28 protein-coding genes are annotated in these 26765 nt (G+C 62.3%); 19 read left to right on the forward strand and 9 right to left on the reverse strand.

All coding sequences use genetic code 11. From position 1 onward, the window contains the following. Entirely contained in the window at positions 1-444 is a 444-nt protein-coding gene (locus tag AC1RLZ_RS24010) for a DUF2147 domain-containing protein (protein WP_371420173.1), read from the reverse strand. Between the two features lie 143 nt (positions 445-587). Beyond that, positions 588-1112, reverse strand: a complete 525-nt coding sequence (locus tag AC1RLZ_RS24015; protein ID WP_493190647.1) for a GNAT family N-acetyltransferase — start codon at positions 1110-1112, stop codon at positions 588-590. A gap of 116 nt (positions 1113-1228) precedes the next feature. On the opposite strand from AC1RLZ_RS24015, the gene AC1RLZ_RS24020 reads away from it, so the two are divergent. The 12 genes from AC1RLZ_RS24020 to AC1RLZ_RS24075 all read left to right on the forward strand — a co-directional run bounded on the left by AC1RLZ_RS24020 (position 1229) and on the right by AC1RLZ_RS24075 (position 10967). Then, a complete protein-coding gene (locus AC1RLZ_RS24020; RefSeq protein ID WP_493190648.1) occupies positions 1229-2470 on the forward strand; it encodes an MFS transporter in 1242 nt (413 codons plus the stop codon). A gap of 127 nt (positions 2471-2597) precedes the next feature. Beyond that, positions 2598-3197, forward strand: coding sequence for a superoxide dismutase (locus AC1RLZ_RS24025; protein WP_493190649.1), 600 nt, complete (start codon positions 2598-2600; stop codon positions 3195-3197). 168 nt (positions 3198-3365) lie between these two features. Beyond that, on the forward strand, positions 3366-3740 hold the full coding sequence (gene crcB, locus AC1RLZ_RS24030) for a fluoride efflux transporter CrcB (protein WP_371420169.1): 375 nt from the start codon (positions 3366-3368) through the stop codon (positions 3738-3740). Positions 3741-3829: 89 nt separating this feature from the next. Further along, positions 3830-4042 carry a hypothetical protein gene (locus AC1RLZ_RS24035; protein ID WP_371420213.1) on the forward strand — a complete coding sequence of 71 codons (213 nt, stop codon included), beginning with the start codon at positions 3830-3832 and terminating at the stop codon, positions 4040-4042. Next, entirely contained in the window at positions 4039-4797 is a 759-nt protein-coding gene (locus AC1RLZ_RS24040) for a metal ABC transporter ATP-binding protein (protein WP_493190650.1), read from the forward strand. Before AC1RLZ_RS24035 ends, AC1RLZ_RS24040 begins: the two co-directional genes overlap by 4 nt. A 5-nt stretch (positions 4798-4802) precedes the next feature. Next, a complete protein-coding gene (locus AC1RLZ_RS24045) occupies positions 4803-5672 on the forward strand; it encodes a metal ABC transporter permease (RefSeq protein WP_493190651.1) in 870 nt (289 codons plus the stop codon). Positions 5673-5683: 11 nt separating this feature from the next. Next, positions 5684-6565: a metal ABC transporter substrate-binding protein gene (locus AC1RLZ_RS24050; RefSeq protein ID WP_493190652.1), complete on the forward strand. Its 882-nt coding sequence runs from the start codon at positions 5684-5686 to the stop codon at positions 6563-6565. A 51-nt stretch (positions 6566-6616) separates the two neighbouring features. Further along, positions 6617-7663 (forward strand): CobW family GTP-binding protein, encoded by a 1047-nt coding sequence (locus AC1RLZ_RS24055; RefSeq protein WP_493190653.1) that lies wholly within the window; start codon positions 6617-6619, stop codon positions 7661-7663. Next, the gene (locus AC1RLZ_RS24060; protein ID WP_493190654.1) at positions 7663-8682 is read left to right on the forward strand and encodes a WD40 repeat domain-containing protein; all 1020 of its coding nucleotides are present in this window, start codon (positions 7663-7665) and stop codon (positions 8680-8682) included. The genes AC1RLZ_RS24055 and AC1RLZ_RS24060 overlap by 1 nt, the downstream gene beginning before the upstream one ends. A 194-nt stretch (positions 8683-8876) precedes the next feature. Continuing rightward, entirely contained in the window at positions 8877-9593 is a 717-nt protein-coding gene (locus tag AC1RLZ_RS24065) for an MgtC/SapB family protein (RefSeq protein WP_493190655.1), read from the forward strand. A gap of 70 nt (positions 9594-9663) precedes the next feature. Beyond that, on the forward strand, positions 9664-9999 hold the full coding sequence (locus tag AC1RLZ_RS24070; RefSeq protein WP_493190656.1) for a hypothetical protein: 336 nt from the start codon (positions 9664-9666) through the stop codon (positions 9997-9999). A 227-nt stretch (positions 10000-10226) separates the two neighbouring features. Next, positions 10227-10967 (forward strand): acetoacetate decarboxylase, encoded by a 741-nt coding sequence (locus AC1RLZ_RS24075; protein ID WP_493190657.1) that lies wholly within the window; start codon positions 10227-10229, stop codon positions 10965-10967. Positions 10968-11295: 328 nt separating this feature from the next. Here the strand turns inward: AC1RLZ_RS24075 and AC1RLZ_RS24080 are convergent, their stop codons facing one another. The 6 genes from AC1RLZ_RS24080 to AC1RLZ_RS24105 all read right to left on the reverse strand — a co-directional run bounded on the left by AC1RLZ_RS24080 (position 11296) and on the right by AC1RLZ_RS24105 (position 17024). Next, complete coding sequence (locus AC1RLZ_RS24080; protein WP_493190658.1) at positions 11296-12744, reverse strand: homospermidine synthase; 1449 nt, start codon at positions 12742-12744, stop codon at positions 11296-11298. Between the two features lie 141 nt (positions 12745-12885). After that, positions 12886-13290, reverse strand: a complete 405-nt coding sequence (rnk, locus tag AC1RLZ_RS24085) for a nucleoside diphosphate kinase regulator (RefSeq protein ID WP_371420212.1) — start codon at positions 13288-13290, stop codon at positions 12886-12888. Between the two features lie 272 nt (positions 13291-13562). Continuing rightward, on the reverse strand, positions 13563-13949 hold the full coding sequence (locus AC1RLZ_RS24090) for a RidA family protein (RefSeq protein ID WP_493190659.1): 387 nt from the start codon (positions 13947-13949) through the stop codon (positions 13563-13565). Positions 13950-14004: 55 nt separating this feature from the next. Next, the gene (locus AC1RLZ_RS24095) at positions 14005-14610 is read right to left on the reverse strand and encodes a GNAT family N-acetyltransferase (protein ID WP_493190660.1); all 606 of its coding nucleotides are present in this window, start codon (positions 14608-14610) and stop codon (positions 14005-14007) included. A gap of 148 nt (positions 14611-14758) precedes the next feature. Continuing rightward, complete coding sequence (locus AC1RLZ_RS24100; RefSeq protein ID WP_493190661.1) at positions 14759-15901, reverse strand: type III PLP-dependent enzyme; 1143 nt, start codon at positions 15899-15901, stop codon at positions 14759-14761. Positions 15902-16772: 871 nt separating this feature from the next. Further along, positions 16773-17024: a hypothetical protein gene (locus AC1RLZ_RS24105; RefSeq protein WP_493190662.1), complete on the reverse strand. Its 252-nt coding sequence runs from the start codon at positions 17022-17024 to the stop codon at positions 16773-16775. Between the two features lie 131 nt (positions 17025-17155). On the opposite strand from AC1RLZ_RS24105, the gene AC1RLZ_RS24110 reads away from it, so the two are divergent. From AC1RLZ_RS24110 to AC1RLZ_RS24135, 6 genes are all read left to right on the forward strand, one after another. Beyond that, on the forward strand, positions 17156-19264 hold the full coding sequence (locus tag AC1RLZ_RS24110; protein WP_493190663.1) for a M3 family metallopeptidase: 2109 nt from the start codon (positions 17156-17158) through the stop codon (positions 19262-19264). Positions 19265-19277: 13 nt separating this feature from the next. After that, the gene (locus AC1RLZ_RS24115; protein ID WP_493190664.1) at positions 19278-19913 is read left to right on the forward strand and encodes a DUF1007 family protein; all 636 of its coding nucleotides are present in this window, start codon (positions 19278-19280) and stop codon (positions 19911-19913) included. Between the two features lie 11 nt (positions 19914-19924). Beyond that, the gene (locus AC1RLZ_RS24120) at positions 19925-21067 is read left to right on the forward strand and encodes a nickel/cobalt transporter (RefSeq protein WP_493190665.1); all 1143 of its coding nucleotides are present in this window, start codon (positions 19925-19927) and stop codon (positions 21065-21067) included. Between the two features lie 72 nt (positions 21068-21139). Beyond that, positions 21140-22177, forward strand: a complete 1038-nt coding sequence (gene hemH, locus AC1RLZ_RS24125) for a ferrochelatase (protein WP_371420152.1) — start codon at positions 21140-21142, stop codon at positions 22175-22177. A gap of 138 nt (positions 22178-22315) precedes the next feature. Continuing rightward, entirely contained in the window at positions 22316-23308 is a 993-nt protein-coding gene (locus AC1RLZ_RS24130; protein WP_371420151.1) for an SPFH domain-containing protein, read from the forward strand. 10 nt (positions 23309-23318) lie between these two features. Beyond that, positions 23319-23762, forward strand: coding sequence for an NfeD family protein (locus AC1RLZ_RS24135; RefSeq protein WP_493190666.1), 444 nt, complete (start codon positions 23319-23321; stop codon positions 23760-23762). 71 nt (positions 23763-23833) lie between these two features. On the opposite strand, the gene AC1RLZ_RS24140 is transcribed toward AC1RLZ_RS24135, so the two are convergent. Next, positions 23834-24811 carry a KpsF/GutQ family sugar-phosphate isomerase gene (locus AC1RLZ_RS24140; protein ID WP_493190703.1) on the reverse strand — a complete coding sequence of 326 codons (978 nt, stop codon included), beginning with the start codon at positions 24809-24811 and terminating at the stop codon, positions 23834-23836. A gap of 259 nt (positions 24812-25070) precedes the next feature. On the opposite strand from AC1RLZ_RS24140, the gene AC1RLZ_RS24145 reads away from it, so the two are divergent. Beyond that, entirely contained in the window at positions 25071-26759 is a 1689-nt protein-coding gene (locus AC1RLZ_RS24145; RefSeq protein ID WP_493190667.1) for an outer membrane beta-barrel protein, read from the forward strand. Positions 26760-26765: the final 6 nt, after the last annotated feature.

The raw sequence follows: 26765 nt of genomic DNA on the forward strand, positions 1-26765 counted from the left end.
TCAGCGGCCGACGCGGGTCCAGTTCTCGCTACCGCAGAATGCACCGACGCAGCCTTCGACCTTCAGCGTATTCGGGCCGGTCAGCGCGACATTGCTGGTATAGATCTTCCCGTCATCGGCATTGTAAATCCGGCCCGACCACGTGTTCGCTCCGGTGGGGCGCATGTCGTAGAACAAGTGAATACCGATCATCGAGCGCTTGGCCAGCGCGGGATCGGGATTCTTGTCGTCGATCGGCGGCTTGCCGGTCTGCGGATCGATCTTGTCGCGCAGCGAGACGATGATGCCGCACAGGATAGTGCCGCATTTGCTGACGCGTACTTGCGCATCTCCGGCCTGGGTCTGCCAGACGCCCGTCGCTTCGCCACCCGATTGGGCTTGGGCAGCAGAACCTGCAAAAACTGCACCCAGCAATGCGATCATAACGGTGAATCTGGCAGGCATGCGTGTCTCCTCGGATCAGGCGGCCTGCATAACAAGAAATGGGATTTGTGCAATGCCGCGGCGCTGCGTTTGAGACTACTCAGCGTCTCAAATGATCATGATCGATTCAATTTGACGCAGTTCGCGCAGGCCGACCGGCACGGTCACCATGGCAGTCCACAGAGGTCCATCTCGCCTTCATGCGGCGCACGCTTCAGGTAGGAAACCAGTGGCGTCATGATATCGAAACGCACGCGTTCGCCGTGCTGTTCGGCATAGACCTCGCCGATGAACGGCTTCCAGTTGCGGCGTGTGTAAAAATCCACATTGTGCGGTTCGCAGAACAGCAGCGCAAAATCGGTGGCGCGTTCGTCCTTTAGCGTATGCAGTGCTGCGGTCAGGGCCACACTTGCGAGGCCACGCTGGCGATAGTCGGGGTGGGTGATGACGCCGCCGATGCCGCCAATCCGGGTCTTGCGGCCCTTCCACATGCCTTCACGTCGGTGCAGGCCGACATGACAGACCGGCTTTCCGTCGTCCTCCACGATGACCCGCAATTCGGGATAGGCGAAGACGGCATTCCGCCAGGACAGCTTTTCGACGGTCTCGGGCGGCCGGACCAGGTCGAACAGCGGCTTCACGCTCGGCCATGAGGCATCGCCGGTTACGATCTCGATTTCGATGCTCATTTCGGTTGTCACCTCTGCGCTTTGTGCAGCCCTTATAGGTCGGTCCGAGGGTAGTAAACCTGTCGAATCCGGTGCTTAGGTGAGAATAATATTCTACGGACTGAGGAAACATTGGAATGACTGAGGCGGAGCTCACCAAATACCAGCGCTGGGCGATCTTGGCCGGCGCCGCGACGCTGCTCAGCCTGGCCATGGGCATGCGCCAGAGCTTCGGGCTGTTTCAGCCCTCGATCCTGCGCGATACCGCCATCACCACGGCGGATTTCTCGCTGGCAACCGCCCTGCAGAACGTCATCTGGGGCATCTCGCAACCTTTCATCGGCGCCATCGCCGATCGCTTCGGCACCCGTCATGTGATGATCACCGGCGTTTTGATCTATGCCGCCGGTCTCGTGTTGATGATGTTTGCCACCACGCCGCTGGTGTTCACCCTTGGTGCCGGCCTTTGCGTCGGACTCGCGCTGTCCTGCACGGCATCAAGTATGACCATGACCGTGGCCTCGCGCTCGGTGTCCGCTGCCAAGCGCAGCGTCACCATGGGCGCAGTTTCCGCCGCCGGTTCGCTCGGGCTCGTCATCGCCTCGCCGCTGGCGCAGACGCTGATCTCGACCGCCGGCTGGCAGGTCGCGCTGATCGGCTTCCTCGGTCTGGCCGCCGTGATGGTGCCGGCCGCATTGTTTGCCGGTCAGTCCGACAAGATCGAGCGCGCGTCGGCGGATGAGCCGGAGCAATCGTTGAGCGAAGTGGTTCAATCCGCACTCGGCCATTCCGGCTATATCGTGCTGGCGCTGTCGTTTTTCGTCTGCGGTCTGCAGCTGGTCTTCATCACCACGCATTTGCCGAATTATCTGGCGATCTGCGGCCTCGACGCGTCGCTTGGCGCCACTGCGCTGGCGCTGGTCGGTTTGTTCAACGTGTTCGGTTCCTATGCTTTCGGCTGGCTCGGCGGCCGTTATCCGAAGCAGATTTTGCTCGGCGGAATTTACATTGCACGTTCGCTGGCACTGGCGACCTACTTCTATTTCCCGGCAACCCCGACCACGACCATGGTCTTCGCCGCCGTGCTGGGATCGCTGTGGCTCGGCGTGGTGCCGCTGGTGAACGGCCTCGTCGCACAGCTGTTCGGCCTGCGTTTCATGGCCACACTCACCGGCATCGCCTTCCTTAGCCATCAGGCGGGATCTTTCCTCGGCGCCTGGGGCGGTGGCATGATCTTCGCGCATCTCGGCAATTATGACCGCGCCTGGCAATTCGCCGTTGTGATCGGGATGATCGCGGGATGTTTTCAGATGCTCATGAATGTGAAGCCGCCAGCGCGGCGCGATGCGGTTCCTACCGCGATGCCGAGTGCGGCCTGATCGCGCAGCGATCGGGATCGCAAAGCGAAGCGATCGGGATCGCGAAGATGGGAGTGTCGGAGCCGCACGGAACCTTCTATAAGGGTTCCCGTTAAGCCAACTCTCCCATTATTGCGGATCTTGACCCATGACCTTCACCCTTCCCAATCTGCCTTACGCCTATGACGCGCTCGCGCCGCATATGTCGAAGGAAACGCTGGAATTCCATCACGATAAGCACCATCAGGCTTACGTGACCAACGGCAACAACCTGCTGAAGGGCACCGAATTCGAAGGCAAATCGCTTGAAGAAATCGTGAAGGGCTCGTTCGGCAAGAATGCCGCGCTCTTCAACAATGCCGGTCAGCACTACAACCATCTCCATTTCTGGAACTGGATGAAGCCGAACGGCGGCGGCGACAAGCTCCCAGGCCGTCTGGAGAAGAAGATCGCCGAGGATCTCGGTGGTCTCGAAAAGTTCAAGACCGATTTCGCCGCTGCAGGCGTCGGCCAGTTCGGCTCCGGCTGGGCCTGGCTCTCGGTCAAGAACGGCAAGCTCGAAATCTCCAAGACCGCAAACGGCGAAAGCCCGCTGGTCCATGGCGCGACCCCGATCCTCGGCGTCGACGTCTGGGAACACTCCTACTACATCGACTACCGCAACCGTCGTCCCGACTATCTCAAGGCGTTCGTCGATCATCTCGTGAACTGGGAATATGTCGACGAGCAGTTCGGCAAGGCGATCTGATCGCTTTCGATTTGCGTTTAATGACGCGCGGGAGGGGCGGTGGCGCAAGCTGCCGCCCTTTTTCGTTGTCGTGATATTTTCGTGTCCTGGTCGGCCCGCTGCGACTTGCCGTCGCAGACACGCTGCGGCAGAACGGAATGACGTGAGCCACCAAGCAGCGGGCGTTCAATGAATTACGTTTTGGTTTTTGTCGGCGGCGGTCTTGGCGCCACCTTGCGCCACGTCGTCAACGTGACCTGCGCCCGTTGCATGGGGACGGCGTTCCCGTGGGGGACCTTCATCATCAACATCACCGGCTCCACGGTGATGGGCTTGATCGCCGGCTATCTCGCTTACAAGGGCGAGGCCTCGCAGCCATGGCGGTTGTTCCTGATGACCGGCATTCTCGGCGGCTACACGACCTTTTCGGCCTTCTCGCTGGATACGGTACTGTTTTACGAGCGCGGCGAACTGGGTCTGGCTCTGGCCTATGTGTTGGGGTCGGTGGTGCTGTCGATTGCCGGGCTTTTTGCTGGCTTGGCGCTGGTCCGCCACTTCGCCTGATCCCTGCCGGGCTTGCGGTATGTTATAATATAACATAAATGACAGTCAGGCGCTTTGGCGCCGGATTTCCATTGGCCAGGCCCGATTTCATGGCGCATTCCCATTCCCACGGTCACGACCACTCTCATGGTCACGCGCAAGGCCATGGTCATACCCACAGCCACGGCCCGGCAAGCCCGCATCCGGCCCAGCCAGCGCCCTGGTCGATCCTGCGCATGACATTGCCGGCACGGCTCGGCGCCGCACTGGCGGTCTCCGCAGCGCTCTGGGCGGTGGTTCTGCTGGCAATGAGGCCGTCATGAGCGCGCAGCTGTCATTTCGCAACGTCACGCTGGGCTATGACCGGCATCCGGCGGTGCATCATCTCAATGGCGAGATCGCCGCCGGCAGTCTGCTGGCGGTGGTCGGGCCGAACGGCGCCGGCAAGTCGACGCTGTTTCGCGGCATCGTCGGCATTCTGAAGCCGCTGACGGGCGCGATCACGCTTGGCGGGCTGAAGCCGCGCGAGATCGCCTACCTGCCGCAGAGCGTCGATATCGACCGCACATTCCCTATCTCGGTGTTCGATTTCGTCGGTACAGGCCTGTGGCGCACGACGGGCATATTCGGCGGCCTCGGCAAGAAGGCGCGTGAACAAATCGGACAGGCGCTCGCCTCTGTCGGCCTCAATGGATTCGAGAACCGCAATATCGGCACGCTGTCCGGCGGCCAGATGCAGCGCATGCTGTTCGCGCGCGTGCTGCTGCAGGATGCGCGGGTGATCGTGCTCGACGAACCGTTCAATGCGATTGACACCAAGACATCGGCGGACCTGATTGCGCTGGTGCGCCACTGGCATGCCGAAAAGCGCTCAGTGCTGGCGGCGCTGCACGATATGGACATGGTGCGCGCGCATTTTCCGGAAACGCTGCTGCTCGCCCGCGGCTCCGTGGCCTGGGGTCCAACCCAACAGGTGCTGACATCGGATAATCTGCTCGAAGCCCGGCGCATGTGCGAGGCCTTCGACGACGGCGCGGGCACCTGCGTTGTCGATCCCGCACAGTCGCGCGCGGCCTGATCGCTATGCTTTACGATGCGCTGATCGCGCCTTTCCTCGAATTTGAATTCATGCGTCGTGCACTGGCCGGTGTGGTCGCGCTTGCATTGGGCGGCGCGCCGATCGGCGTGTTCCTGATGCTGCGGCGGATGAGCCTTGTCGGTGATGCCATGGCGCATGCGATCTTGCCGGGCGCTGCAATCGGCTTCCTGTTCTCCGGACTCAATCTGTTTGCGATGACGTTTGGTGGCCTGATTGCAGGCTTTTCCGTCGCACTGCTCGCTGGTCTCGTGTCGCGCGTGACGGTTATCAAGGAGGATGCGTCGCTGGCGGCGTTCTATCTCGTCTCGCTGGCGGTGGGCGTCGCCATCGTTTCGATGCGCGGCACGAATATCGATCTGCTGCATGTGCTGTTCGGCAATATCCTCGCGCTCGACGATCAGACGCTGCTGGTGATCGCCTTCAATGCGACCATCACGCTGGTGGTGATGGCGGTGATCTATCGTCCGCTGGTGATCGAATGCGTCGATCCGGTGTTTCTGCGCACGGTCTCGCGCGCCGGTGCACCCGCGCATCTGGCGTTTCTCGCGCTGGTCGTCGTCAATCTCGTCAACGGCTTTCACGCCCTCGGCACGCTGCTCGCGGTGGGGCTGATGATCCTTCCGGCGGGCATCGCGCGGTTCTGGTCGCGCGATATCACGGGGATGATGATGATCTCCGTCGCGAGTGCGATGATCTCCGGTTACTTCGGTCTGGTGCTGTCATTCCAGACCAAGGTGCCGTCCGGCCCCGCGATCATTCTGGTCGCCGCGGTGCTCTATGTCTTTTCGGTTTTGTTCGGCAATGTCAGTGGCTTGGTGCGGCAGTTGTTCCCCGGCCGGCATCTTGAGGCGTAGCTGTGTCAGTCATGCGGAAATCTTGCGTTTTGCTCCTTTGCGCCGTGACGTCGCTGATCATTGCGATCCTTCCGGCGCGTGCACAGGACAGGATCGATGTGGTCGCCAGTTTCTCCATCCTGGGTGACTTCGTGCGCAATATCGGCGGCGAGCGAGTCGCTGTCACGACCCTGGTCGGTCCGAATGGCGATGCGCATGTCTACACGCCGACGCCGCGTGACGCGAAAAAGATTGCCGATGCGAAGCTCGTGGTGGTCAATGGCTTCGGCTTTGAAGGCTGGCTGCCGCGGCTGGTGAAGTCCTCCGGCGGCAAGGCGACGGTGGTCACCGCAACCCAGGGCATCGCACCGCGCAAGCTCGACTCGCACGAAGACCCCCATGCCTGGCAGTCGGTGGCCAATGCCAAAGTCTACGTCGCAAACATTCGTGATGCGCTGGCCAAGGCCGATCCGGCCGGGGCCGACATCTACAAGGCGAATGCCGAGACCTATCTCGTGAAGCTGACGGCCCTTGACAATGACGTGAAGGCCGCTGTCGCCACTATTCCCGCGGCCCACCGCAAGGTGATCTCGACCCATGACGCCTTCGGCTATTTCGCGGCGGCCTATGGCATCGAATTTATTGCGCCGCAGGGCGTTTCGACGGATTCCGAGCCTAGCGCGAAGGATATCGCGGTCATCATCACCCAGCTCAAGCTCTCGAAAATTCCGGCTGTTTTTCTGGAAAATATCGCCGATCCGCGGCTGATGCGCCGGATCGCTGCCGAGACCGGGGCAAAAATCGGCGGAACGCTGTTTTCGGACAGTCTGACGGCCGAAAACGGCGATGCACCCACTTACATTGATATGGTCAGGCACAATATAAAGGCGCTGACGAGCGCGCTGACCAGTTAGCGCAGGGGCACCCCTGCTGCCGGCGCTGCACAAGACCCCGCCGGAGTGATCATGTCTGAAGCGACTGCCAACAAAATTCCTGTGACCGTGCTGACCGGCTATCTCGGCGCCGGCAAGACCACGCTGCTCAACCGCATCCTGTCGGAAAATCACGGCAAGAAATACGCCGTGATCGTCAACGAATTCGGCGAGATCGGCATCGACAACGATCTCATCATCGGCGCGGACGAAGAGGTGTTCGAGATGAACAACGGCTGCGTCTGCTGCACCGTGCGCGGCGACCTAGTCCGCATTCTCGACGGCCTGATGAAGCGCAAGGGCAAGTTCGACGCCATCATCGTCGAGACCACGGGTCTCGCTGATCCGGCCCCGGTGGCGCAGACCTTCTTCGTCGACGAGGACGTGCAGGCCCATGCGCGGCTCGACGCGGTGGTGACCGTGGCCGATGCCAAGTGGTTGAGCGACCGTCTCAAGGATGCGCCGGAAGCCAAGAACCAGATCGCCTTCGCCGACGTCATCGTGCTGAACAAGATCGATCTTGTGTCGAAGCCTGAACTGGCCGAAGTCGAGGCGCGCATCCGCGCGATCAATCCCTATGCCAAGCTGCACAAGACCGAGCGTGCGCAGGTCAAGCTGTCCGACGTGCTGGAGCGCGGTGCCTTCGATCTCGATCGCATTCTCGAGATCGAGCCGGACTTCCTCGAGGCGGGCGACGGTCACGATCATCACGGCCATGATCACGATCACGGCCATCATCACCATGATCACGGTCATGGCGGGCTCAAGCACTATCACGACGAGGACATGCACTCGATGTCGCTGCGCACCGACAAGGCGCTCGATGCCTCGACCTTCATGCCGTGGCTGCAGGACCTGATGGCCAAGGAGGGCGGCAAGATCCTGCGCTCCAAGGGCATCCTGTCTTTCTCAGGCGATGACGATCGCTACGTGTTCCAGGGCGTCCACATGATGCTGGAAGGCGATCATCAGCGGCCGTGGAAGGATGGCGAGAAGCGCGAAAGCCGTCTCGTCTTCATCGGTCGCGATCTGCCCGAACAGCTGATCCGCGACGGCTTCGAACGCTGCATCCCGTCCTGATGTCCGACTTCAATCCACTGCAGGAGCAGGAATCCATCGTCTCGGTCACCGACCGCGTGTTGCCGGTGGCCATCGGTGCGTCGGTCACATCAGTGCATTTCCTCGGCGACAAGGCGGCCTTCGTCGGTGTCGAGGAAAAAGTCACGCTGGTCGATCCGGCAGGCGCCATGTCGCCGGTCGAGGTCGCGTTCGGCGGCATCCTGTGCTCGACCTCGGATGGCAAGCGCATCGTGATGGGCTGTGACGACGGCAAGGTCGTCGTGCTCGATCGCGACGGCGCGGTCTCGACCTTCGCGACCGACGCCAAGCGGCGCTGGATCGACAGCGTTGCGCTGCATCCCGACGGCGCGGTGGCGTGGTCGGCGGGCAAGACGGCTTTCGTGCAGGCGCCGAAGGGCGAGGTGAAATCCTTCGAGGTGCCATCGACCGTCGGCGGCCTCGCATTCGCGCCCAAGGGCCTGCGGCTTGCAATCGCCCACTACAACGGCGTGACCCTGTGGTTTCCCAACATGGCCGGCAATGCCGAAGTGCTGGAATGGGCCGGTTCGCATCTCGGTGTGACGTTCAGCCCTGACAACAAGTTTCTGGTCACCGCGATGCATGAGCCGGCGTTGCATGGCTGGCGTCTCGTTGACGGCAAGCACATGCGCATGACCGGTTATCCGGCACGCGTGCGCTCGATTTCCTGGAGCGCCGGCGGCAAGGGTCTGGCGACCTCGGGCGCCGATACGGTCATCATCTGGCCGTTTGCCAGCAAGGATGGCCCGATGGGCAAGGAGCCGGCCATGCTGGCGCCGCTCAAGGCCAAGGTCACCATGGTCGCCTGCCATCCCAAGCAGGATATTTTGGCCGCCGGTTACAGCGACGGCACCATTTTGATGGTGCGGATAACCGACGGCGCGGAAATCCTGGTGCGTGCCAACAAGGGGCAGCCGGTGACCGCCCTGGGCTGGAACGCCAAGGGTACGCTACTGGCCTTTGCGGACCAGGACGGCGATGCCGGGCTGCTGGAGCTCTGATCCTCAGACCTCATCCTGAGGAGGCGCCCTTGCGCCGTCTCGAAGGATGGCCGCAGGCTCAGGCTGAGTAACCTCGGCCTCATGGTTCGAGACGGCGCTGAAGAAGCGCCTCCTCACCATGAGGGGCTGGCTTGGTTGGTCGTTCCAATCCACATTGTCATCCGCCCGTCACTTCCTGTACGCATGCAGGTATCATGCGATTTTTGGCGACATTCCAGACCTACGACTTCCTGGACACGCTGCTCAGCCTGGCCACGGCCTTTGTGCTCGGCACGCTGATCGGTGCTGAGCGGCAATATCGCCAACGCACGGCCGGCCTGCGCACCAATGTGCTGGTGGCGGTGGGCGCGGCCGCCTTCGTCGATCTGGCGATGCAGCTCGCCGGTGCGGACGGCGCGGTGCGTGTGATTGCCTATGTGGTGTCGGGCATCGGCTTCCTCGGCGCCGGTGTCATCATGAAGGAAGGCACCAATGTCCGCGGGCTCAACACGGCGGCCACACTGTGGAGTTCGGCTGCGGTGGGGTCCTGCGCCGGTGCGGATATGATCGCGCAGGCGGCCGCACTCACGATCTTCGTGCTCGCCGGCAATACGCTGCTGCGGCCGCTGGTCAATGCGATCAACCGGGCTCCGCTCGACGCGAAGTCGTCGGAAGTGACTTACTATGTGAGGCTAACGGTTTCGCCCGAGGTTGTCTCCGATATGCGCGAGCGGCTGCAGGACGCGCTGGAAGCGGCGAAATATCCGGTCGGCGATGTCGACGTTGTCGAATTGAGCGAGACCCAGCAGGAGGTCGTGGCAACGCTGGTCTCGACCGCGGTCGATCCCAAGGAGCTGGATGCCGTCATGGCCCGGCTCGAAACGTATCCGGGCGTCCGCAACGCCACGTGGGACGTCAGCACCAAAGACTAGCGCATTCTGGCGAGGGAACCTTTGTGGCAGGGCTCCCGTTGGTCCCCCGAACAATTTCAGGGTGGATCCGATGACCCCGACCAAGAAGCCGCGTGTATTTCGAAAAGATATGTTGATCGCGGGTATGATGGTTGTGGGCGGTCTGGCGCTGTCCGCCGCCGCGGTGGTGCAGCTTGCCCCCACGCATCGCCAGATGATGGTGCAGGCGACACCGCCGTTGCAATCCACGCCCGGCGCCGAAAGCAAGCCATCTGTACCGCCGGAGCCCGCAACCACGGGCCAGCGCCCGCAGGCTACCCCGCCGCAGCCGGCGCATCCCGACGCGGAAGCGCAGGATTCGGGTGCGAAGCCCGCCTTGCCGCCGGCTCCGGCCGAGAAGGTCGCCCCGCCGATCCCGACGAAATAGCTGAGCTTTCCGGGTTGTTGCAGAAGTCCCTCATGGTGAGGGCGCGTTTGCGCCGTCTCGAACCTGAGGCTGGATTCGCCCGATGCGCCGCCATCCTTCGAGATGCGCGCGAAGAGCGCGCTCCTCAGGAGGAGGACGCTGTTTGTTGACGTTGCCCGCAATCTGGTCTCGCTCATTTCACATGCCGCGCCCATACTCCCTGGCAACGAGACCACAGGGGAATGCAGATGAAGCTCGAAGACGTCCGACGCAACGCCTATTCGATGCCGCTGACCAATCCGTCGTTTCCGCCCGGCCCATATCGCTTCTACGACCGCGAATATTTCATCATCAGCTATCGCACCGATATGGAAGCGCTGCAGGCTGTGGTGCCGGAGCCCCTGGAAATCGTCGATAATATCGTCAAATACGAATTCATCCGCATGCCGGATTCAACCGGCTTCGGCGATTACACCGAAACCGGGCAGGCGATCCCGGTTCGCCTCAATGGCGTCGAGGGAGTTTACATCCACTCCATGTATCTCGACGACGATGCGCCGATTGCTGGCGGCCGCGAGCTCTGGGGTTTTCCGAAGAAGCGCGCGACGCCGAAGATCGTCGTGGAGAGCGACGTATTGGTCGGCACGCTGCATTACGGTTCGGTGCTCTGCGCGTCAGGCACCATGGGCTACAAGCACCGCCCGGTGGATCATGACACGGTGATGCATGCGCTCAAGGTGCCGAATTTTATTCTGAAAATCATCCCGCATGTGGATGGCACGCCCCGGATCTGCGAACTGGTGCGCTATCACCTGGAAGAGATCAATTTGAAGGAAGCCTGGACCGGCCCCGCCGCGCTCGGCCTGTTTCCGCATGCACTCGCGGATGTGGCGCGGCTGCCGGTGAAGGAAATCGTGTCAGCACTGCACTTCAAGTGCGACCTGACGCTGGGGCTGGGCGAAGTGGCGTTTGATTATTTGGCGAAGTGACGACGACTGCTTTCACACGCACTGCCGCCAGACCCTCATGGTGAGGAGGCGCTTCTTCAGCGCCGTCTCGAACCATGAGGCCACGGTGTCGCAGTTTGCGGCCATCCTTCGAGACGCCGCGCAAGGGCGCGGCTCCTTAGGATGAGAGGCGCAGGCTGAGGAAAATACGGCGAATGCGCGACAGCCAGGCCCTCATCGTGAGGAAGCGCCTTTTCTGGCGCCGTCTCGAACCCCAAAACGCCGCCGCCTGCTGCTATCCTTCGAGACGAAAAAGGCGGCTGCGAAGATGCAGCCGCCTTTTCTCCTCAGGATGAGGGCTGAGTGCTAATTACCGCACCAGCACGTTCTTGAACTGCCACGGATCCGACGTGTCGAGGTCTTCCGGGAATAGGCCCGGGCGGCCTTCCAGCGGGGTCCAGTCGGTGTAATAGCCCTTCACCGGGCCGAGATAGGGCCCCTGGATTTCCAGCAGGCGATGGAAATCCATCTCGTCGGCCTCGACGATGCCTTCGGTCGGGTTTTCCAGCGCCCAGACCATGCCGCCGAGCACGGCGGAGGTTACCTGCAGGGCGGTGGCGTTCTGATAGGGCGCGAGTTCACGTGTCTCTTCGATGGAGAGCTGCGAGCCGAACCAGTAGGCATTCTTGCCGTGGCCATAAAGGAGGACGCCGAGTTCGTCGATGCCGTCGACGATTTCGTCCTCTTCAAGGATGTGGTGCTTTACCTGCATCTTCGCCGCGCGGCCGAACATTTCGTGCAGCGAGAGCACGGCATCATCCGCCGGATGGTAGGCATAGTGGCAGGTTGGCCGGTACACCGCCGTGCCCGATGCGTCGCGCACCGTGAAATAATCGGAGATCGAGATCGACTCGTTATGAGTGACGAGGAAGCCGTATTGCGCGCCGCGCGTCGGGCACCAGGTGTGCACGCGCGTGTTGGCGCCGGGCTGCATCAGGTAGATCGCCGCACCGCAGCCGGTCTCGTGGGTGTGGGCGTTCGCCGGCATCCATTTTTCATGGGTGCCCCAGCCGAGCTCGGACGGCTGCACGCCTTCCGACAGGAAGCCCTCGACCGACCAGGTGTTGACGAACACGTCCGGCTCTTTCGGCTTCTTGGAACGCTGCGTGTCGCGCTCGGCGATGTGGATGCCCTTGACGCCGGTCTGCCGCATCAGGTCCGCCCATTCCGCCCTGGTCTTGGGCTCGGGAGCGTTGAGCTGCATGTCAGCGGCGACATTCAGCAGCGCCTGCTTGACGAAGAAGGAGACCATGCCGGGATTGGCACCGCAGCAGGAAACGGCCGTGGTCGAGCCGGGTTTACGCGCCTTCTTGGCGGCCAGCGTTGCCTCGCGCAAAGCGTAGTTGGAGCGTGCGGCCGCGCCCTTCGACGAGTCGAAATAGAAGCCGAGCCAGGGCTCGTTGACCGTGTCGATGTAGAGCGCGCCGAGTTCGTTGCAGAGCTCCATGATGTCCTTCGAGCCCGTATCGACCGACAGGTTGACGCAGAAGCCCTGGCCACCGCCCTCTGTGAGCAGCGGCGTCAGCAGCTCGCGATAGTTCTCCTTGGTCAGTCCCTGCTGGATGAAGCGGACATTGTGCTTCTCGCAATGCGCCTTGCGGCCCTCGTCCTTGGGATCGAGCACGGTGATGCGCGACTTGTCGTAGTCGAGATGCCGTTCGATCAGCGGCAGCGTGCCTTTGCCGATGGAGCCGAAGCCGACCATCACGATGGGGCCGGTGATTTTCGCATAGATTTGCGAGGGGGGGGATGACGGCATTAGTGAGACACTCCGGACAGGGATCGAGATGGACGCGCTGCTTCGCGCGCGGTTGAGAATGGACAGTGACGATGTGACATCGGAATGAATCCCGCGAATGAATCTTGGGGCCGAAATCTCGATGTCAGTATTATCTTACGCTCAAATCCGTGCGCTGACCTCGAGCACGGTCAGCGAACGCGGTTCCCCCGAGGGCGTCTCGAATGTGATGGACTGCCCTGCAGAAAGGCCGATAAGCGCGGCTCCGATCGGGGTCAATACCGAAATTCGGCCGGCGTCGACGTCAGCCGCAGTCGGATAGACCAGTGTGACATGCTTTTCCTGCCCGCTGATATCGTCGCGGAATGTCACGTCGGACTCCATGCCGACGATCCCCGGCAACGGGTCTGCGTCCGGCACAATCGTCGCGCGCTCAATCTCGCCGGCCAGAAAGTCGGCGGTCACAGGGTACTTCTCTGCAGCGGCCTCGGCCAGCACACCGAGACGCTCACGGTCGCTGCGGCGGAGTGTGATGGGCGGCAGCTCAGTGCGAAGGGAATGAATCATGGGTTTCACAGCCAAATGACGCCCGGCGCGCAAAGCGCCCGAGCATGCAAAAATGATGAGGATGCTGAAATCGAACAAGCCCGGACGGCACGCACGCGTGCGCCCGGGTCACATTCCTGCTTGAAGGTGACCGGCGCGGAGCAGTAAGCGGTTGCGGGGCAGGTTCGTCATGATGAGCGAAACCTATGTATCCTGCGGTGAAAGTCAACCGGCGATAGTGCAGCACGGTATGCTGGAACGCCCGGCGGGGATGCGTGATGCGTGCCTGACGATCAGTTGCGGCGCTTCGCGGTGACTTCGATTTCGATCTTCATTTCGGGTTTGTAGAGCCCGGCGACCACGAGGAGCGTGGCGACGGGTCTGATCTCGCCGAGATGTTCGCCGCAGACGGCGAACACGGCGTCGGCGTCCCGGGCGTCGGTGATGTAGTAGGTTGCGCGCACGATATCGGCCATGGCGAAGCCGGCTTCGGTCAGGGTCGCGCCGATGGTCTTGAAGCAGTTCTGTGCCTGCGCGGTGATATCGGCGGGCAGCGTCATCGTGGTGTAGTCGTAGCCGGTTGTGCCGGCGACGAACACGAAGTCGCCATCGACCACCGCGCGGCTATAGCCGGCCGTCTTCTCGAATGGCGATCCGGTGGAAATCAGGCGGCGGGTCATCGTGAATGTCTCCCGGTCAAACAAAGCCGCGCGGGCGGCCTTGTCGATGATCAGATCAGGCTGCGTGTGCCGCGTTGACTGCGGCTGCTCCGGCCGGTTTCGCGGATAAGGTCTTGCCGGTCGCCATGATCACACCGTTAGCGCCATCGAGAGCGCCCGCGCGTAGCTCAAGGCCGAGCAGACGGTCCTTTTCAAATGGGCCGGGCAGCGCAAGCGCGGTCATGTTGTCGGGCATGAAGCCGAAGCGGGCATAATAGGGCGCATCACCGAGCAGGATGATAGCGCCATGGCCGCGCGCCGAGGCCTCGGCGATCGCGTGATTCATCAACGCGGCGCCAAGGCCAAGGTCGCGGACTCCCGGATCGACCGCCAGGGGGCCGAGCATCAAAGCGGCTCGGCCCCCGGCATCGACGTGCCAAAGCCTGATCGTGCCGACCAGCCGGCCCTGATGCACCACCGAGAAGGCAAGTCCTTCAGCGGGCAGTCGTCCGTCACGCAGTCGCTGGCAGGTGCGGGCATGGCGCGAAGCGCCGAAGCACACATCCAGCAGAGATTCACGGGCGGCGACGTCGGAGCCACGTTCCGCACGGATCTCGTACGAAGGGGCTGCGATGGGCAGGGCAACAGTGTTGTTAGTGGCGGTCTCGTGCAGATCGGTCATGGCATGTCGGTCCCCACTCCGTTTTTCACACGGAGTGTTGTCATCCAGAATTGGAAGGTGACGGGATGAGAGCCGGCGGGCCGGCTCTCCGATTAGTCATATCCGGGGCAGGGTCCGGATATAGTAAGCGAGCTCAGATATGCAACGCTCAGATATGGAAGGTGCGCAGCGGCGGGAAGCCGTTGAATGCCACTGCCGAGTAGGTCGACGTATAGGCGCCGGTGCCTTCGATCAGCAGCTTGTCGCCGATCTCGAGAGTCACGGGCAGCGGATATGGCAGCTTCTCATACATCACGTCGGCCGAATCGCAGGTCGGGCCAGCGAGCACGCAGGGCGTCATCTCGGCGCCGTCATGCGGCGTCTTGATGGCGTAGCGGATCGACTCGTCCATGGTCTCGGCGAGACCGCCGAACTTGCCGATGTCCAGATACACCCAGCGCACCTCGTCCTCGTCGCTCTTCTTCGAGATCAGAACGACTTCGGCTTCGATGATGCCGGCATTGCCGACCATGCCGCGACCTGGCTCGATGATGGTCTCCGGAATCGCGTTACCGAAATGCTTGCGCAGTGCGCGGAAGATCGAACGGCCGTACTGCACGATCGCCGGGACTTCCTTGAGGTACTTGGTCGGGAAGCCACCGCCCATGTTGACCATGGAGAGGTTGATCCCGCGCTCGGCGCAATCACGGAACACCGACGAGGCCATCGCCAGCGCACGGTCCCATGCTTTCACCTTGCGCTGCTGCGAGCCGACATGGAACGAAATGCCATAGGGCTCCAGGCCAAGACGCTTGGCGAGGTCCAGCACGTCGACAGCCATTTCCGGATCGCAGCCGAACTTGCGCGACAGCGGCCACTCGGCGCCGGCGCAATCGTAGAGGATGCGGCAGAACACGCGGGCGCCGGGAGCGGCGCGCGCGATCTTCTCGACCTCGGCGGCGCAATCGACCGAGAACAGGCCAATGCCCAGCGCGTGGGCGCGCGCGATGTCGCGCTCCTTCTTGATGGTGTTGCCGAACGAGACGCGGTCCGGGGTGGCGCCCGCGGCGAGCGCCATCTGGATTTCCTGCACCGATGCGCAGTCGAAGCACGAGCCCATCGAGGCCAGCAGCGACAGCACTTCCGGCGCCGGGTTTGCCTTCACCGCGTAGAACACGCGGCTGTCGGGCAAAGCCTTCGCAAAGCTCTGGAAGTTGTCGCGCACGACTTCGAGATCGACGACGAGACACGGCTCGACATCGGTGCCCTCGTTGCGGCGGGCGCGGAGGAATTCCTGAATACGTTCGGTCATAGCACTCTCCCAAACGGCCCGACTCGGGAACACGTTCAAAAAATGATGACGGCTCAGCGCTTTCGGACCCGGACACGCGATGGAGGCGTGACAAAGCCAAAAGTACCGACCGTAAGTGCTGCCGTGGATTGGTTGGGGTGACCCTACCGCACACCTGGCAATGAAGGACAAGCCTCTTCGGTATTCGCGCTGGCTGTTGGAAAGCCAGCAGAGACCAAAAAAGCCCGATCCGTCGTTGCTTTAAGTCGCGTCCCCCGTTGAGAACGAGGTGCGCCGGTTCGCCTCCGGCTGCCAGTCACGGTTGCAAAGAACAAAGTCACCTTCAACGGCATCTCTGGAGAGAGATGCTGGCCTTTCGCAAAACTCCGCGAACGACCCTCGGCTTCTTCATCCCTTGGCGGCTGTCCGGCCTCTTGTCCGGATACCTACCGACTGACACACGACCACAGGCACGTGCGAAATTGGGCAAGACCGGAAATAGGTTCTTTGACCCTGCTACGCAACATTTTTTTTAGGCTGCAGGGCATTTTATTCAACACCTTCTTGCGGCGTTGCAAACGAGACGCACCCAGCGCGCTCAACATGAACGGATGTTAAGTTCGGTTAAGGAATTGGAGCTGTCTGAAGCTGGCGCGGAGCGTTGAACTACACCAGCGTCATGGCTCTGTCGTCGTCCTCTCGTCCTGCTGTCATCTCGCTCTCCTTGTCGTCCACCGCGAAAGCGGAGAATCCAACAAGCGCTGTCGTCAGCGACGAATCGCGAACCGTGCCGGACCGGGACGCCTGGTTCAAGCTCGTAACGGCGCGCGTGGCAGGGCGATGACAGTTGAGGTGAGACAGCCGGAAAGTGGAGCAGTTGCGTGCGCAGCGCTCAGCCGCGGCGGGTGAACGGCTCGACGCGTTGCGCAGTGCGCAGGAAAGCCACCATGATGGCGACGCCGCCCAGGAACAGGCAGACCTGCAGGATGTGCTCGCCAGTGGTGGAGAGGCCGAACAGGATCGACAGCGCCCAGCCGCCTGCAAAGGCGGCGCCGAACACTTCCGCGCCGATCAGGATCGCCGCCGAGATGACGGTGATGACGTTGGGCCAGTAGATGCGGCGGGGGGCGGTGGAGGTGGTCATAATCTCAAGGTCCTGTTTCGGGCCGCAATCTCTCCGAAAAAGCCTGCTGCGGCAAGCACTAAAGGGCCCAAAAAAGCCCTATCGCGTGGTATAGATCGACGCATTCTCTGGGCTTCAAAGCAGGATTTCTTATGTCAGGAACGTCGGTCTCGCCGGTTGCGTCGAAAGGTCTCGAAAATCCGCTTCTGAAGGCGAATCCTTTGTTGAAGGCATGGCAGACACCGTTCGAGACCCCGCCCTTCGACGAGATCAAGCCCGAACACTTCATGCCGGCCTTCGAACAGGCGTTTTTCGACCATTCAGCGGAAATCGCGGCGATAGTGAACGATCCGGCCGTGCCGGACTTCGCCAATACGATCACGGCGCTGGAGCGTTCCGGCAAGCTGCTCTCGCGGGTCGCCTCGGTGTTCTACGATCTGGTGTCGGCGCATTCGAATCCGGCGATTCTGGAGATCGACAAGGATGTGTCGTCGCGGATGGCGCGCCACTGGAATCCGATCATGATGAATGCCGTGCTGTTCGGCCGCATCGTGGCGCTGCACGACAGGCGTGCCGAACTCGGCCTCACCACCGAGCAGATGCGCCTCCTGGAGCGGACCTATACCCGCTTCCATCGCTCCGGCGCCGGCCTCGACGAGGACGCCAAGGCCCGGATGGCCGAGATCAACGAGCGGCTGGCGCATCTCGGCACCACTTTCAGCCATCACCTGCTCGGCGACGAGCAGGAGTGGTTCATGGAGCTGGGCGAAGGTGATCTCGATGGGCTTGCCGAGAGCTTCGTTGCCTCGGCCAGGGCGTCGGCGGACGAGCGCGGCATGACCGGTAAGGCGATCATCACTACGTCGCGGTCCTCGATGGAGCCGTTCCTGAAGAGCTCGGCGCGGCGCGACCTGCGCGAGAAGGCGTACAAGGCCTTCATCCAGCGCGGCAACAACGGCAATGCCAATGACAACAACGACACCATCGTTGAAATCCTGAAGCTGCGCGAGGAGACGGCGAAGATCCTGGGCTTCCCGACCTTCGCGGCCTATCGCCTCGAGGATTCCATGGCGAAGACGCCGGAGGCCGTGCGCGGGCTCCTGGAGCGCGTCTGGAAGCCGGCACGCGCACGCGCGCTCGCCGACCGCGACGCCTTGCAAGAGCTGATCGCGGAAGAGGGTGGCAACTTCAAGCTCGCCGCCTGGGACTGGCGTTACTACGCCGAGAAACTGCGCCAGCGCCGCGCCAATTTCGATGATGCGGCGATCAAGCCGTATTTGACCCTCGACAACATGATTGCCGCGCAGTTCGACACCGCAACGCGGCTGTTCGGCATCACTTTTGCGGAGCGCAAGGATATCCCGGTCTGGCATCCGGATGTGCGCGTCTGGGAGGTCAAGGATGCCTCGGGTGCGCTCAAGGCGATCTTCTACGGCGACTATTTCGCGCGGCCGTCGAAGCGTTCCGGCGCCTGGATGACCTCGCTGCGCGACCAGCAGAAGCTCGATGGCGACGTGGCGCCGCTGGTGCTGAACATCTGCAATTTCGCCAAGGGCACCGACGGCCAGCCGTCATTGCTGTCGCCGGACGATGCGCGGACGCTGTTCCATGAGTTTGGCCATGGCCTGCACGGCATGCTCTCCAACGTCACCTATCCTTCACTGTCGGGCACCTCGGTATTCACCGACTTCGTCGAGCTGCCGTCGCAGCTCTATGAACACTGGCAGGAGCAGCCGCAGGTGCTGCAGACCTTCGCCAGGCACTACCAGACCGGCGAGCCGCTGCCGGACGATCTGCTCAAGCGCTTCATAGCCGCCCGCAAGTTCAACCAGGGCTTTGCCACGGTGGAGTTCGTTTCCTCGGCGCTGATCGATCTGGAATTCCATACTCAGCCTGCTTCGGCGAGCGCTGACGTGGCTGCCTTCGAGAAGAAGGAGCTGGAGAAGATCGGCATGCCCGAGGAAATCGCATTGCGACATCGCCCGACCCAGTTCGGCCATATCTTCTCTGGGGATCATTATGCCTCCGGCTACTACAGCTACATGTGGTCGGAAGTGATGGATGCCGACGCCTTCGGCGCCTTCGAGGAGGCCGGCAACATCTTCGATCCTGCGGTGGCCAGGCGGCTGCATGACGACATCTATTCGTCGGGTGGCTCTGTCGATCCGGAAGCCGCCTATATCGCGTTCCGCGGGCGTGCCCCGGCGCCGGATGCGCTGCTGCGGCGGCGCGGATTGCTGGAAGAGCCTGAGGCGGCGTGAGGTGATACTTCTGATGAACCGCTTTTTGGGGCTGATCGCGATCCTGGCTGCGCTGGCCGGCGGCATCACCGCTGCCTCTGCTCATCCCCACGTCTTCGTCACCGCATCGAGCGAGCTGCTCTACGCGCCGGACGGCACCATCACCGGCGTGCGCCACGCCTGGGTGTTCGATGACATGTTCTCAACCTATGCGCTGCAGGGCATCGAGAGCAAGACCAAGGGCGTCTATACGCGCGAGGAGCTGGCGCCGCTGGCCCAGACCAATGTGGAGTCGCTGAAGGAATTTGCCTTCTTCACCTTCGCCAAGGTGGAGGGCAAGAAGCAGCGCTTCAACGATCCCGTCGACTACTATCTGGAGAAACGCGACGCGGCGCTGGTGCTGCACTTTACGCTGCCGTTCAAGACTCCGTTCAAGGCTAAAAAGATGGAGCTGGAGATCTTCGATCCGAGCTTCTTCGTCGATTTCGGTCTGGAGAAGAAAGACCCCATCAAGCTGGCCGGCGCGCCCGCCACCTGCACCATGGCGATCCAGCGCCCGAGCGATGGTGCAGCCAAGGCGCAGACCATGAATGAAGACACCTTCATGAATGGCGAGAACAGTAATTACGGCGCCATGTTCGCCAACAAGATCACGGTCGATTGCCCATGATGTGCCGGAAAATGACGATTTGCCGCCTGCTGCTGGCTTGCGGTGTGCTGGCAGCCATGTCGGTGGTCGCCGATGGCGCGCTGCATGACGTGTTGGCGCAGAATCCGTTCGGTGCGCCGAAGGGCGTGCCGGACTCGCAGGTCGGCGGCATCATCGGCTGGCTGCTCACCAAGCAATCCGAATTCTATCGGGCGATGTCCTCGACCATTCGCGCCGCAAAGTCCGACGGCAGCGCCGTGTGGACGCTGCTGGCGATCTCGTTCGCCTATGGCATTTTTCACGCTGCCGGCCCGGGCCACGGCAAGGCAGTGATCTCGTCCTATCTGGTTGCCAATGAAGAGACCGCCAGACGCGGCATCGCGCTTTCCTTCGTCTCGGCGCTGATGCAGGCGCTCGTCGCGGTGCTGATCGTCGGCATCGGCGCATGGCTGCTGAATGTCACGGCCAAGACCATGTGCAGCACCGAACGCTGGGTGGAGATCGCCAGCTACGGCCTGATCGCGGCCTTTGGCGCACGGCTGGTCTGGAGCAAGGGGCGCGGCTTTGTTCGTGCCTTGCGGCCGTCGCTGCCGGCTGCCGGGCCGCTACTCGCAATGGCGCATGCCAGCGCGTCCGCGCATGCGCACGATGATGGGCATGACCGTCACCACGATCACCATCATGGCCACGCGCATACTCATGCCCATGCGGCGCATGCCGAGGCGACGGCCTCAGCGCATGCGCATCACGATCATACCCACCATGATCATGGTCACGTCCATGACGAACATTGCGGCCATTCCCACGGCCCGACGCCCGATCAACTCGCCGGTCCCGGCGGCTGGGCGCGCGGATTGTCGGCGGTGTTTACCGTAGGCATTCGCCCATGTTCCGGCGCGATCCTGGTGCTGGTGTTTGCGCTGGCGCAGGGCATGTTCTGGGCCGGCATCGCCGCCACCTTCATCATGGGCCTGGGAACCGCAATAACCGTGGCCACCATTGCGGTCATCGCCGTCTCCGCCAAGGGCCTCGCCGGTCGTCTGGCCGGCGGCCGCGACGGCAGCGGTGCGCTCGTGATGCGCGGGATCGAATTCGGTGCTGCGGCGCTGGTGATGCTGTTCGGCGTCGGCCTGCTGCTGGGCTATGTCGCGGCTGAACGCGTCACCTGTTTCTGATCGCTGTCCTGCCCCTCATGGACAGTCCATCGTATTGACAAGGTCCAGCCAAAGCGCGAAGCAACCGGCATCATGACAAATGTCGTTTCCCTTGAGCAGCCACCGACCTCCGTCGCGGAGACGCCGGAGCGCGTCGGCGTTCTGCTGGTCAATCTGGGAACTCCCGATACCGCGGATACCCGCGGTGTGCGGGTCTATCTTCGCGAGTTCCTGTCCGATCCGCGCGTGATCGAGAACCAGGGCTTGCTGTGGAAGCTGATCCTCAACGGCATCATCCTGACCACGCGGCCGCGCCGCAAAGCCAAGGACTATCTCAAGATCTGGAACACGGAGAAAAACGAGTCTCCGTTGAAGACGATCACCCGCGCGCAGTCCGACAAACTTGCGGCGTCGCTCGATAGCCATACCCATCTCGTGGTGGACTGGGCGATGCGCTACGGCAATCCGTCCATTCGCTCGCGCATCGCTGAACTCACCGCAAAGGGCTGCGACCGGATTCTGGTGGTGCCGCTCTATCCGCAATATTCGGCGGCGACCTCTGCGACCGTCTGCGACGAAGTGTTCCGCGTGCTCGGCACCATGCGTGCGCAGCCGACGCTACGTGTCACGCCGCCTTATTATGACGAGCCGGATTATATCGGCGCGCTGGCGATCTCGATCGAGAAGCACTTGGCGACGCTGTCATTCGTGCCGGAAATGATCGTGGCCTCGTTCCACGGCATGCCGCAGAAATATATCGACAAGGGCGATCCCTATCAGGCGCAGTGCGTGGCCACGACCGAAGCGCTGCGCAAGCGGCTCGGACCGGACGCACCGAAGCTGCTGCTGACGTTCCAGTCGCGTTTCGGCTTCGACGCATGGTTGCAACCCTATACCGACAAGACCATCGAGCAGCTCGCCAAGGACGGCGTGCGTCGCATTGCCGTCGTAATGCCAGGCTTCTCGGCCGATTGCCTGGAGACGCTGGAGGAAATCGCCCAGGAGAATTGCGAGATCTTCATGCACAATGGTGGCGAGCAGTTCTCTGCGATCCCCTGTCTCAATGACAGCGACGAGGGCATGGACACGATCCGCCAGCTGGTACTGCGCGAGCTGCAGGGCTGGATTTGACGGCCTGATTTAGAGAGCTTCCGGGCATCGTTCCGGCGCGCTCTCGCTTTTCCCGATTTCGAACCTTAAAATCCTCCATGCCGACAAAACGATGAGGCGCCATGTGTTGCGCGTCCATTTTGCCGCAGGGAGACTTTGATGTCCGGTTACGACATTTTCGCCATCACCGTTGTGCTGCTGATCATTTTCACGCTGTTTGCCGGCGTGAAGACCGTGCCGCAGGGCTACGACTGGACCATCGAGCGCTTCGGCAAGTTCACGCGCACGCTGTCACCGGGACTCAACCTCATCATCCCGTATTTCGATCGCGTCGGTCGCAAGATGAACATGATGGAGCAGGTGATCAGCATTCCCGAGCAGGAAGTGATCACCAAGGACAACGCCACCGTGACCGTGGACGGCGTCGCGTTCTATCAAGTGTTTGATGCGGCGAAGGCAAGCTACGAGGTCTCCGATCTCAATCAGGCGATCATCGTGCTGACCATGACCAATATCCGTTCGGTGATGGGCTCAATGGATCTCGACCAGGTGCTGTCGCATCGCGACGAGATCAATGAGCGTTTGCTGCGCGTCGTCGATGCCGCCGTCTCCCCATGGGGCCTCAAGGTCAACCGCATCGAGATCAAGGATATCGTCCCGCCGGCCGACCTCGTCGAAGCCATGGGCCGGCAGATGAAGGCCGAGCGCGTCAAGCGCGCCGACATTCTGCAGGCCGAGGGCCAGCGCCAGTCGGAGATTTTGCGTGCTGAAGGCGCCAAGCAGGGCCAGATCCTGCAGGCCGAAGGTCGCCGTGAGGCTGCGTTCCGTGACGCAGAGGCCCGCGAGCGTTCTGCAGAGGCCGAAGCGCGTGCGACGCAGATGGTCTCGGAGGCCATTGCCAAGGGCGACGTCGCAGCGCTGAACTACTTTATCGCCGACAAATACATCAAGGCGTTCGGACAGCTCGCGGAATCGCCGAACCAGAAGGTCATCATGCTGCCGGTGGAAGCCATGAGCATGCTGGGCTCGCTGGCCGGTATCGGCGAGATTGCCAAGGCGACCTTCGGCGAGAATTCGACCTCGGCGCAGGCTGCTGCGGCACGCCGCGGCGGATCGGTGCCCCCGGCGGGTACAACGCCGCCGCGCAGCTAGGAATTCCGCAATGGCCGATATGTTCGTCACCTTGGGTAGCTGGAACTGGCTGATCTTCGGCGTGTTGCTGATGGCGCTGGAGCTGCTGGCGCCCGGCGTCTTCATGTTCTGGCTCGGGTTGTCCGCATTTCTCGTTGGCGTGCTGTCCTTCGTCGTCACGCCGTCCTGGCAAGTACAGATGCTGCTGTTCGGAGTGTTCGCCGTCGCTGCCGTGCCGCTGTGGCGACGGATTGCGCGTCAGAAGCCCGGCGCCAATCCCAACCCGTTCCTCAACAAGCGCTCCGATGCGCTGGTGGGCCGCGTCTGCACGCTGGATCGGCCGATCATAGACGGCGAGGGCATCGTGCGCATCGACGACACGGTCTGGCGCGTCAGCGGGCCTGATACGGCCGCGGGGACAAAGGTGAAGATCGTGAAGGCCGATGGTGCGAGTTTGACGGTGGATGTGGCGTAGCGCTCGGCGCGGTAGAATGGGTTGAGTGCAGCGAGAACCCATGCCGTCCGTCGATTGCGGCAAGCTCGGCGTTAAGCCACGCCCGCCCGCAGCAGATCATGCAGATGCACGATGCCGACGGGCTTTCTGGCATCCGTCACTAGCAGCGCGGTGATCTTTGACGAGTTGAGGATTTCCAGCGCTTCGCCGGCGAGCAGGTCGCGGCTGATGGTCTTGGGATTCCTGGTCATGACCTCGTCAACCGAGACGGTCATCAGGTCGGCGCGCATGTGACGACGCAAATCGCCGTCGGTGACGATGCCGACCACATGGCCGTTGCCGTCGGTGATGCCGACGCAGCCAAAACCCTTCGACGACATTTCCACCAGCGCATCAGACATCTTGGTGCCGAGCGGCTTCAGCGGCACGGCGTTGCCCGAATGCATGAGGTCGCGGGTGTATTTCAGCATCGCACCCAGCTTGCCGCCGGGATGTAGCACGCTGAAATCCACCGAGGTGAAGCCGCGCCCTTCCAGGAGCGCGATCGCCAGCGCATCGCCCATCGCCAGCATCATCAGCGACGAGGTCGTGGGAGCGAGATTGTGCGGACAGGCCTCGCGCGCCTTCGGCAGCGTCAGCGCGACATCGGCGGCCTCGGCCAGCGTCGAGGTGGCCTCGGAGGTGATCGCGACCACGCCGATCCTGAAGCGCTTGGCATAGGTAATGAGGTTCTTCATCTCCGGCTGCTCGCCGGACCACGACAGGGCCATGATGACATCGTCGGGCGTGATCATGCCGAGATCGCCATGGCTGGCTTCCGCGGCATGGACGAAAAAAGCCGGTGTTCCCGTCGAGGCGAAGGTCGCGGCGATCTTGCGGCCGATATGGCCGGACTTGCCGAGGCCGGTGATGATCAGGCGGCCCCGAGCCTTGAGGATCAGGTCGGCGGCGGCAACGAAGGCCGGGCCGAGATCGGATTGCAGCGCGGCGGCCAGCGCGGTGACGCCGCTGGCTTCAGCCTCCAGCGTACGGAGCGCCGAGGCAATCGCTTCAATGGCCTGATCGCTCATCGCTGCCGTCGTTTTCGTCGGAAGGCCGGGTGTCTTGGAGAGGGGCATCAATCGCATCCTGGGGCCGGAAATTGCCCGGCTGTATCACCCTCTTCTTAGCACGGCAGGGCGGTCCTCGTGAAACCCCGCCGATGACGATCTCAACGGGCCATTAACCATAAGCGTTTTAACTCCCTTAACCATGAGTTGTCGTGCGCGCCTACGGCGCAGTTTTGCTGACCGCTTTTAAGAGTTTGATGGCGTTGGAGTTTTTCTGATCGTGAGGACAGGTCGAGCACGCGACCGCCGGAACCGCGCCTGGGCCAACGGCGCGGTGTCGGCTTGCCTGTGCCTGAGCCTCCTCGCGCCTTCGCCGGTTTTCGCACAGGCGCTGACCTCTGACCTGCTGGCGCCGATCCCCGGTGGTTTTGTGTCGCCGCAGAATCTGCCGACGCGCCGGACGACCGATGCGCCGCTCCAGCCAAATGGAACGCTGCAGACTAGCCAGCTGTCGCCGGATCGCATCCCGCAGTCGATCATCACGCCGCCGGTGCCCGCTGCATCGGGCGCTGCAAGCACCGGTTTCGATGCACTCAACCGCAAGCGGCAGCAGATCAAATATTACCCTGGCGCGAAGAAGCCGAAACGGCCGGTGGGGCCCGGCAGTCCGCCACCGCCGCTGGTGCCCGAAACTCGGCCGTCACCGCCGTCGGCCAAGGCTGCGAAGCCGCCAGTCGCGCCATCAGTCGCCGGCACGGTGGTCGGTCAACCGACGCGCCGGCGATTGCCGGTCGATCCCGATCCATATGCCCCGACCGGCGTGCGCGTCGGCAGCTTCCTTGTGAAGTCGGCCGTGGAAATCTATGGCGGTTACGACAACAACCCGGCGCGCTTCGTGCAGCCGAAGGGGTCGTCGTTCTACAAGGTTGCGCCGGAATTGCTGGCCGCGACCGACTGGACGCGGCATTCGATCGTGGTCGATCTGCGCGGCTCCTTTACCGGCTACGAGAAGGAGTTCCCGGCGGCGCCATTCCAGATTTCACCGGCACCTGAGAATGTCGACCGCGCCGAGTTCAATGGCAAGATCGCCGGCCGTCTCGATGTCGCCCGCGACCTGCGGGTCAACAGCGAGGCGCGCATGCGCGTCGGTGCGGACAATCCGGGCAGTCCGAACATTCAGGCCGGTTTGAAGGATTTCCCGCTGTTCACCACCACCGGCGGTTCGCTGGGGATCGAGAAGGATTTCAATCGCCTTCAGATCAAGGTCGACGGCCTCGTCGATCGCACCGTCTATCAGGATTCGAAACTGACCGACGGCACCCAGACCACCAATATCGATCGTAATTTCAACCAGTATGGTGGCATCGGTCGCGCCAGTTACGAAGTGCTTCCGGGCCTGCGTCCGTTCGCCGAAGTCCAGGGCGATGTACGCGTGCATGATGTGCCGGCGGATCGCTTCGGCTATCTCAGGGATTCCAGCGGCGGCTATATCAAGGCCGGCACGACCTTCGAATTCACGCGTTTGCTGACGGGCGAAGCCTCGATCGGCTATGCGGCACGCAGCTATACGGATACGCGGCTGGAGGTTCTCAAAGGTCTGCTGACATCAGCGTCGCTGATCTGGACAGCCACGCCGCTGACGACCGCGAAATTCGTTTCGACCACGTCGATCGACGAGACGACCGTGCCCGGCGTTCCCGGCATTCTCACGCGTACCTACACGATCGAGGTCAATCACGACTTCCGGCGCTGGCTCACGGCCACGGGCAAGTTCACTTACGTCACGCAGGATTATCAGGAGAACTTCCGCTTCGATAAGATCTATTCGTTGCAGGGCGATCTCGTTTACAAGCTGAACCGCGAAATCCAGCTCAAGGCACAGGTGCGCCGCGATATCCTGGATTCCAACATTCTCGGCGCGAGTACCGCATCGACGGTGGTGATGCTGGGCGTGAGACTGCAGCGATAACCGCCG

Source organism: Tardiphaga sp. GW822-FHT04G09, from assembly GCF_058800725.1.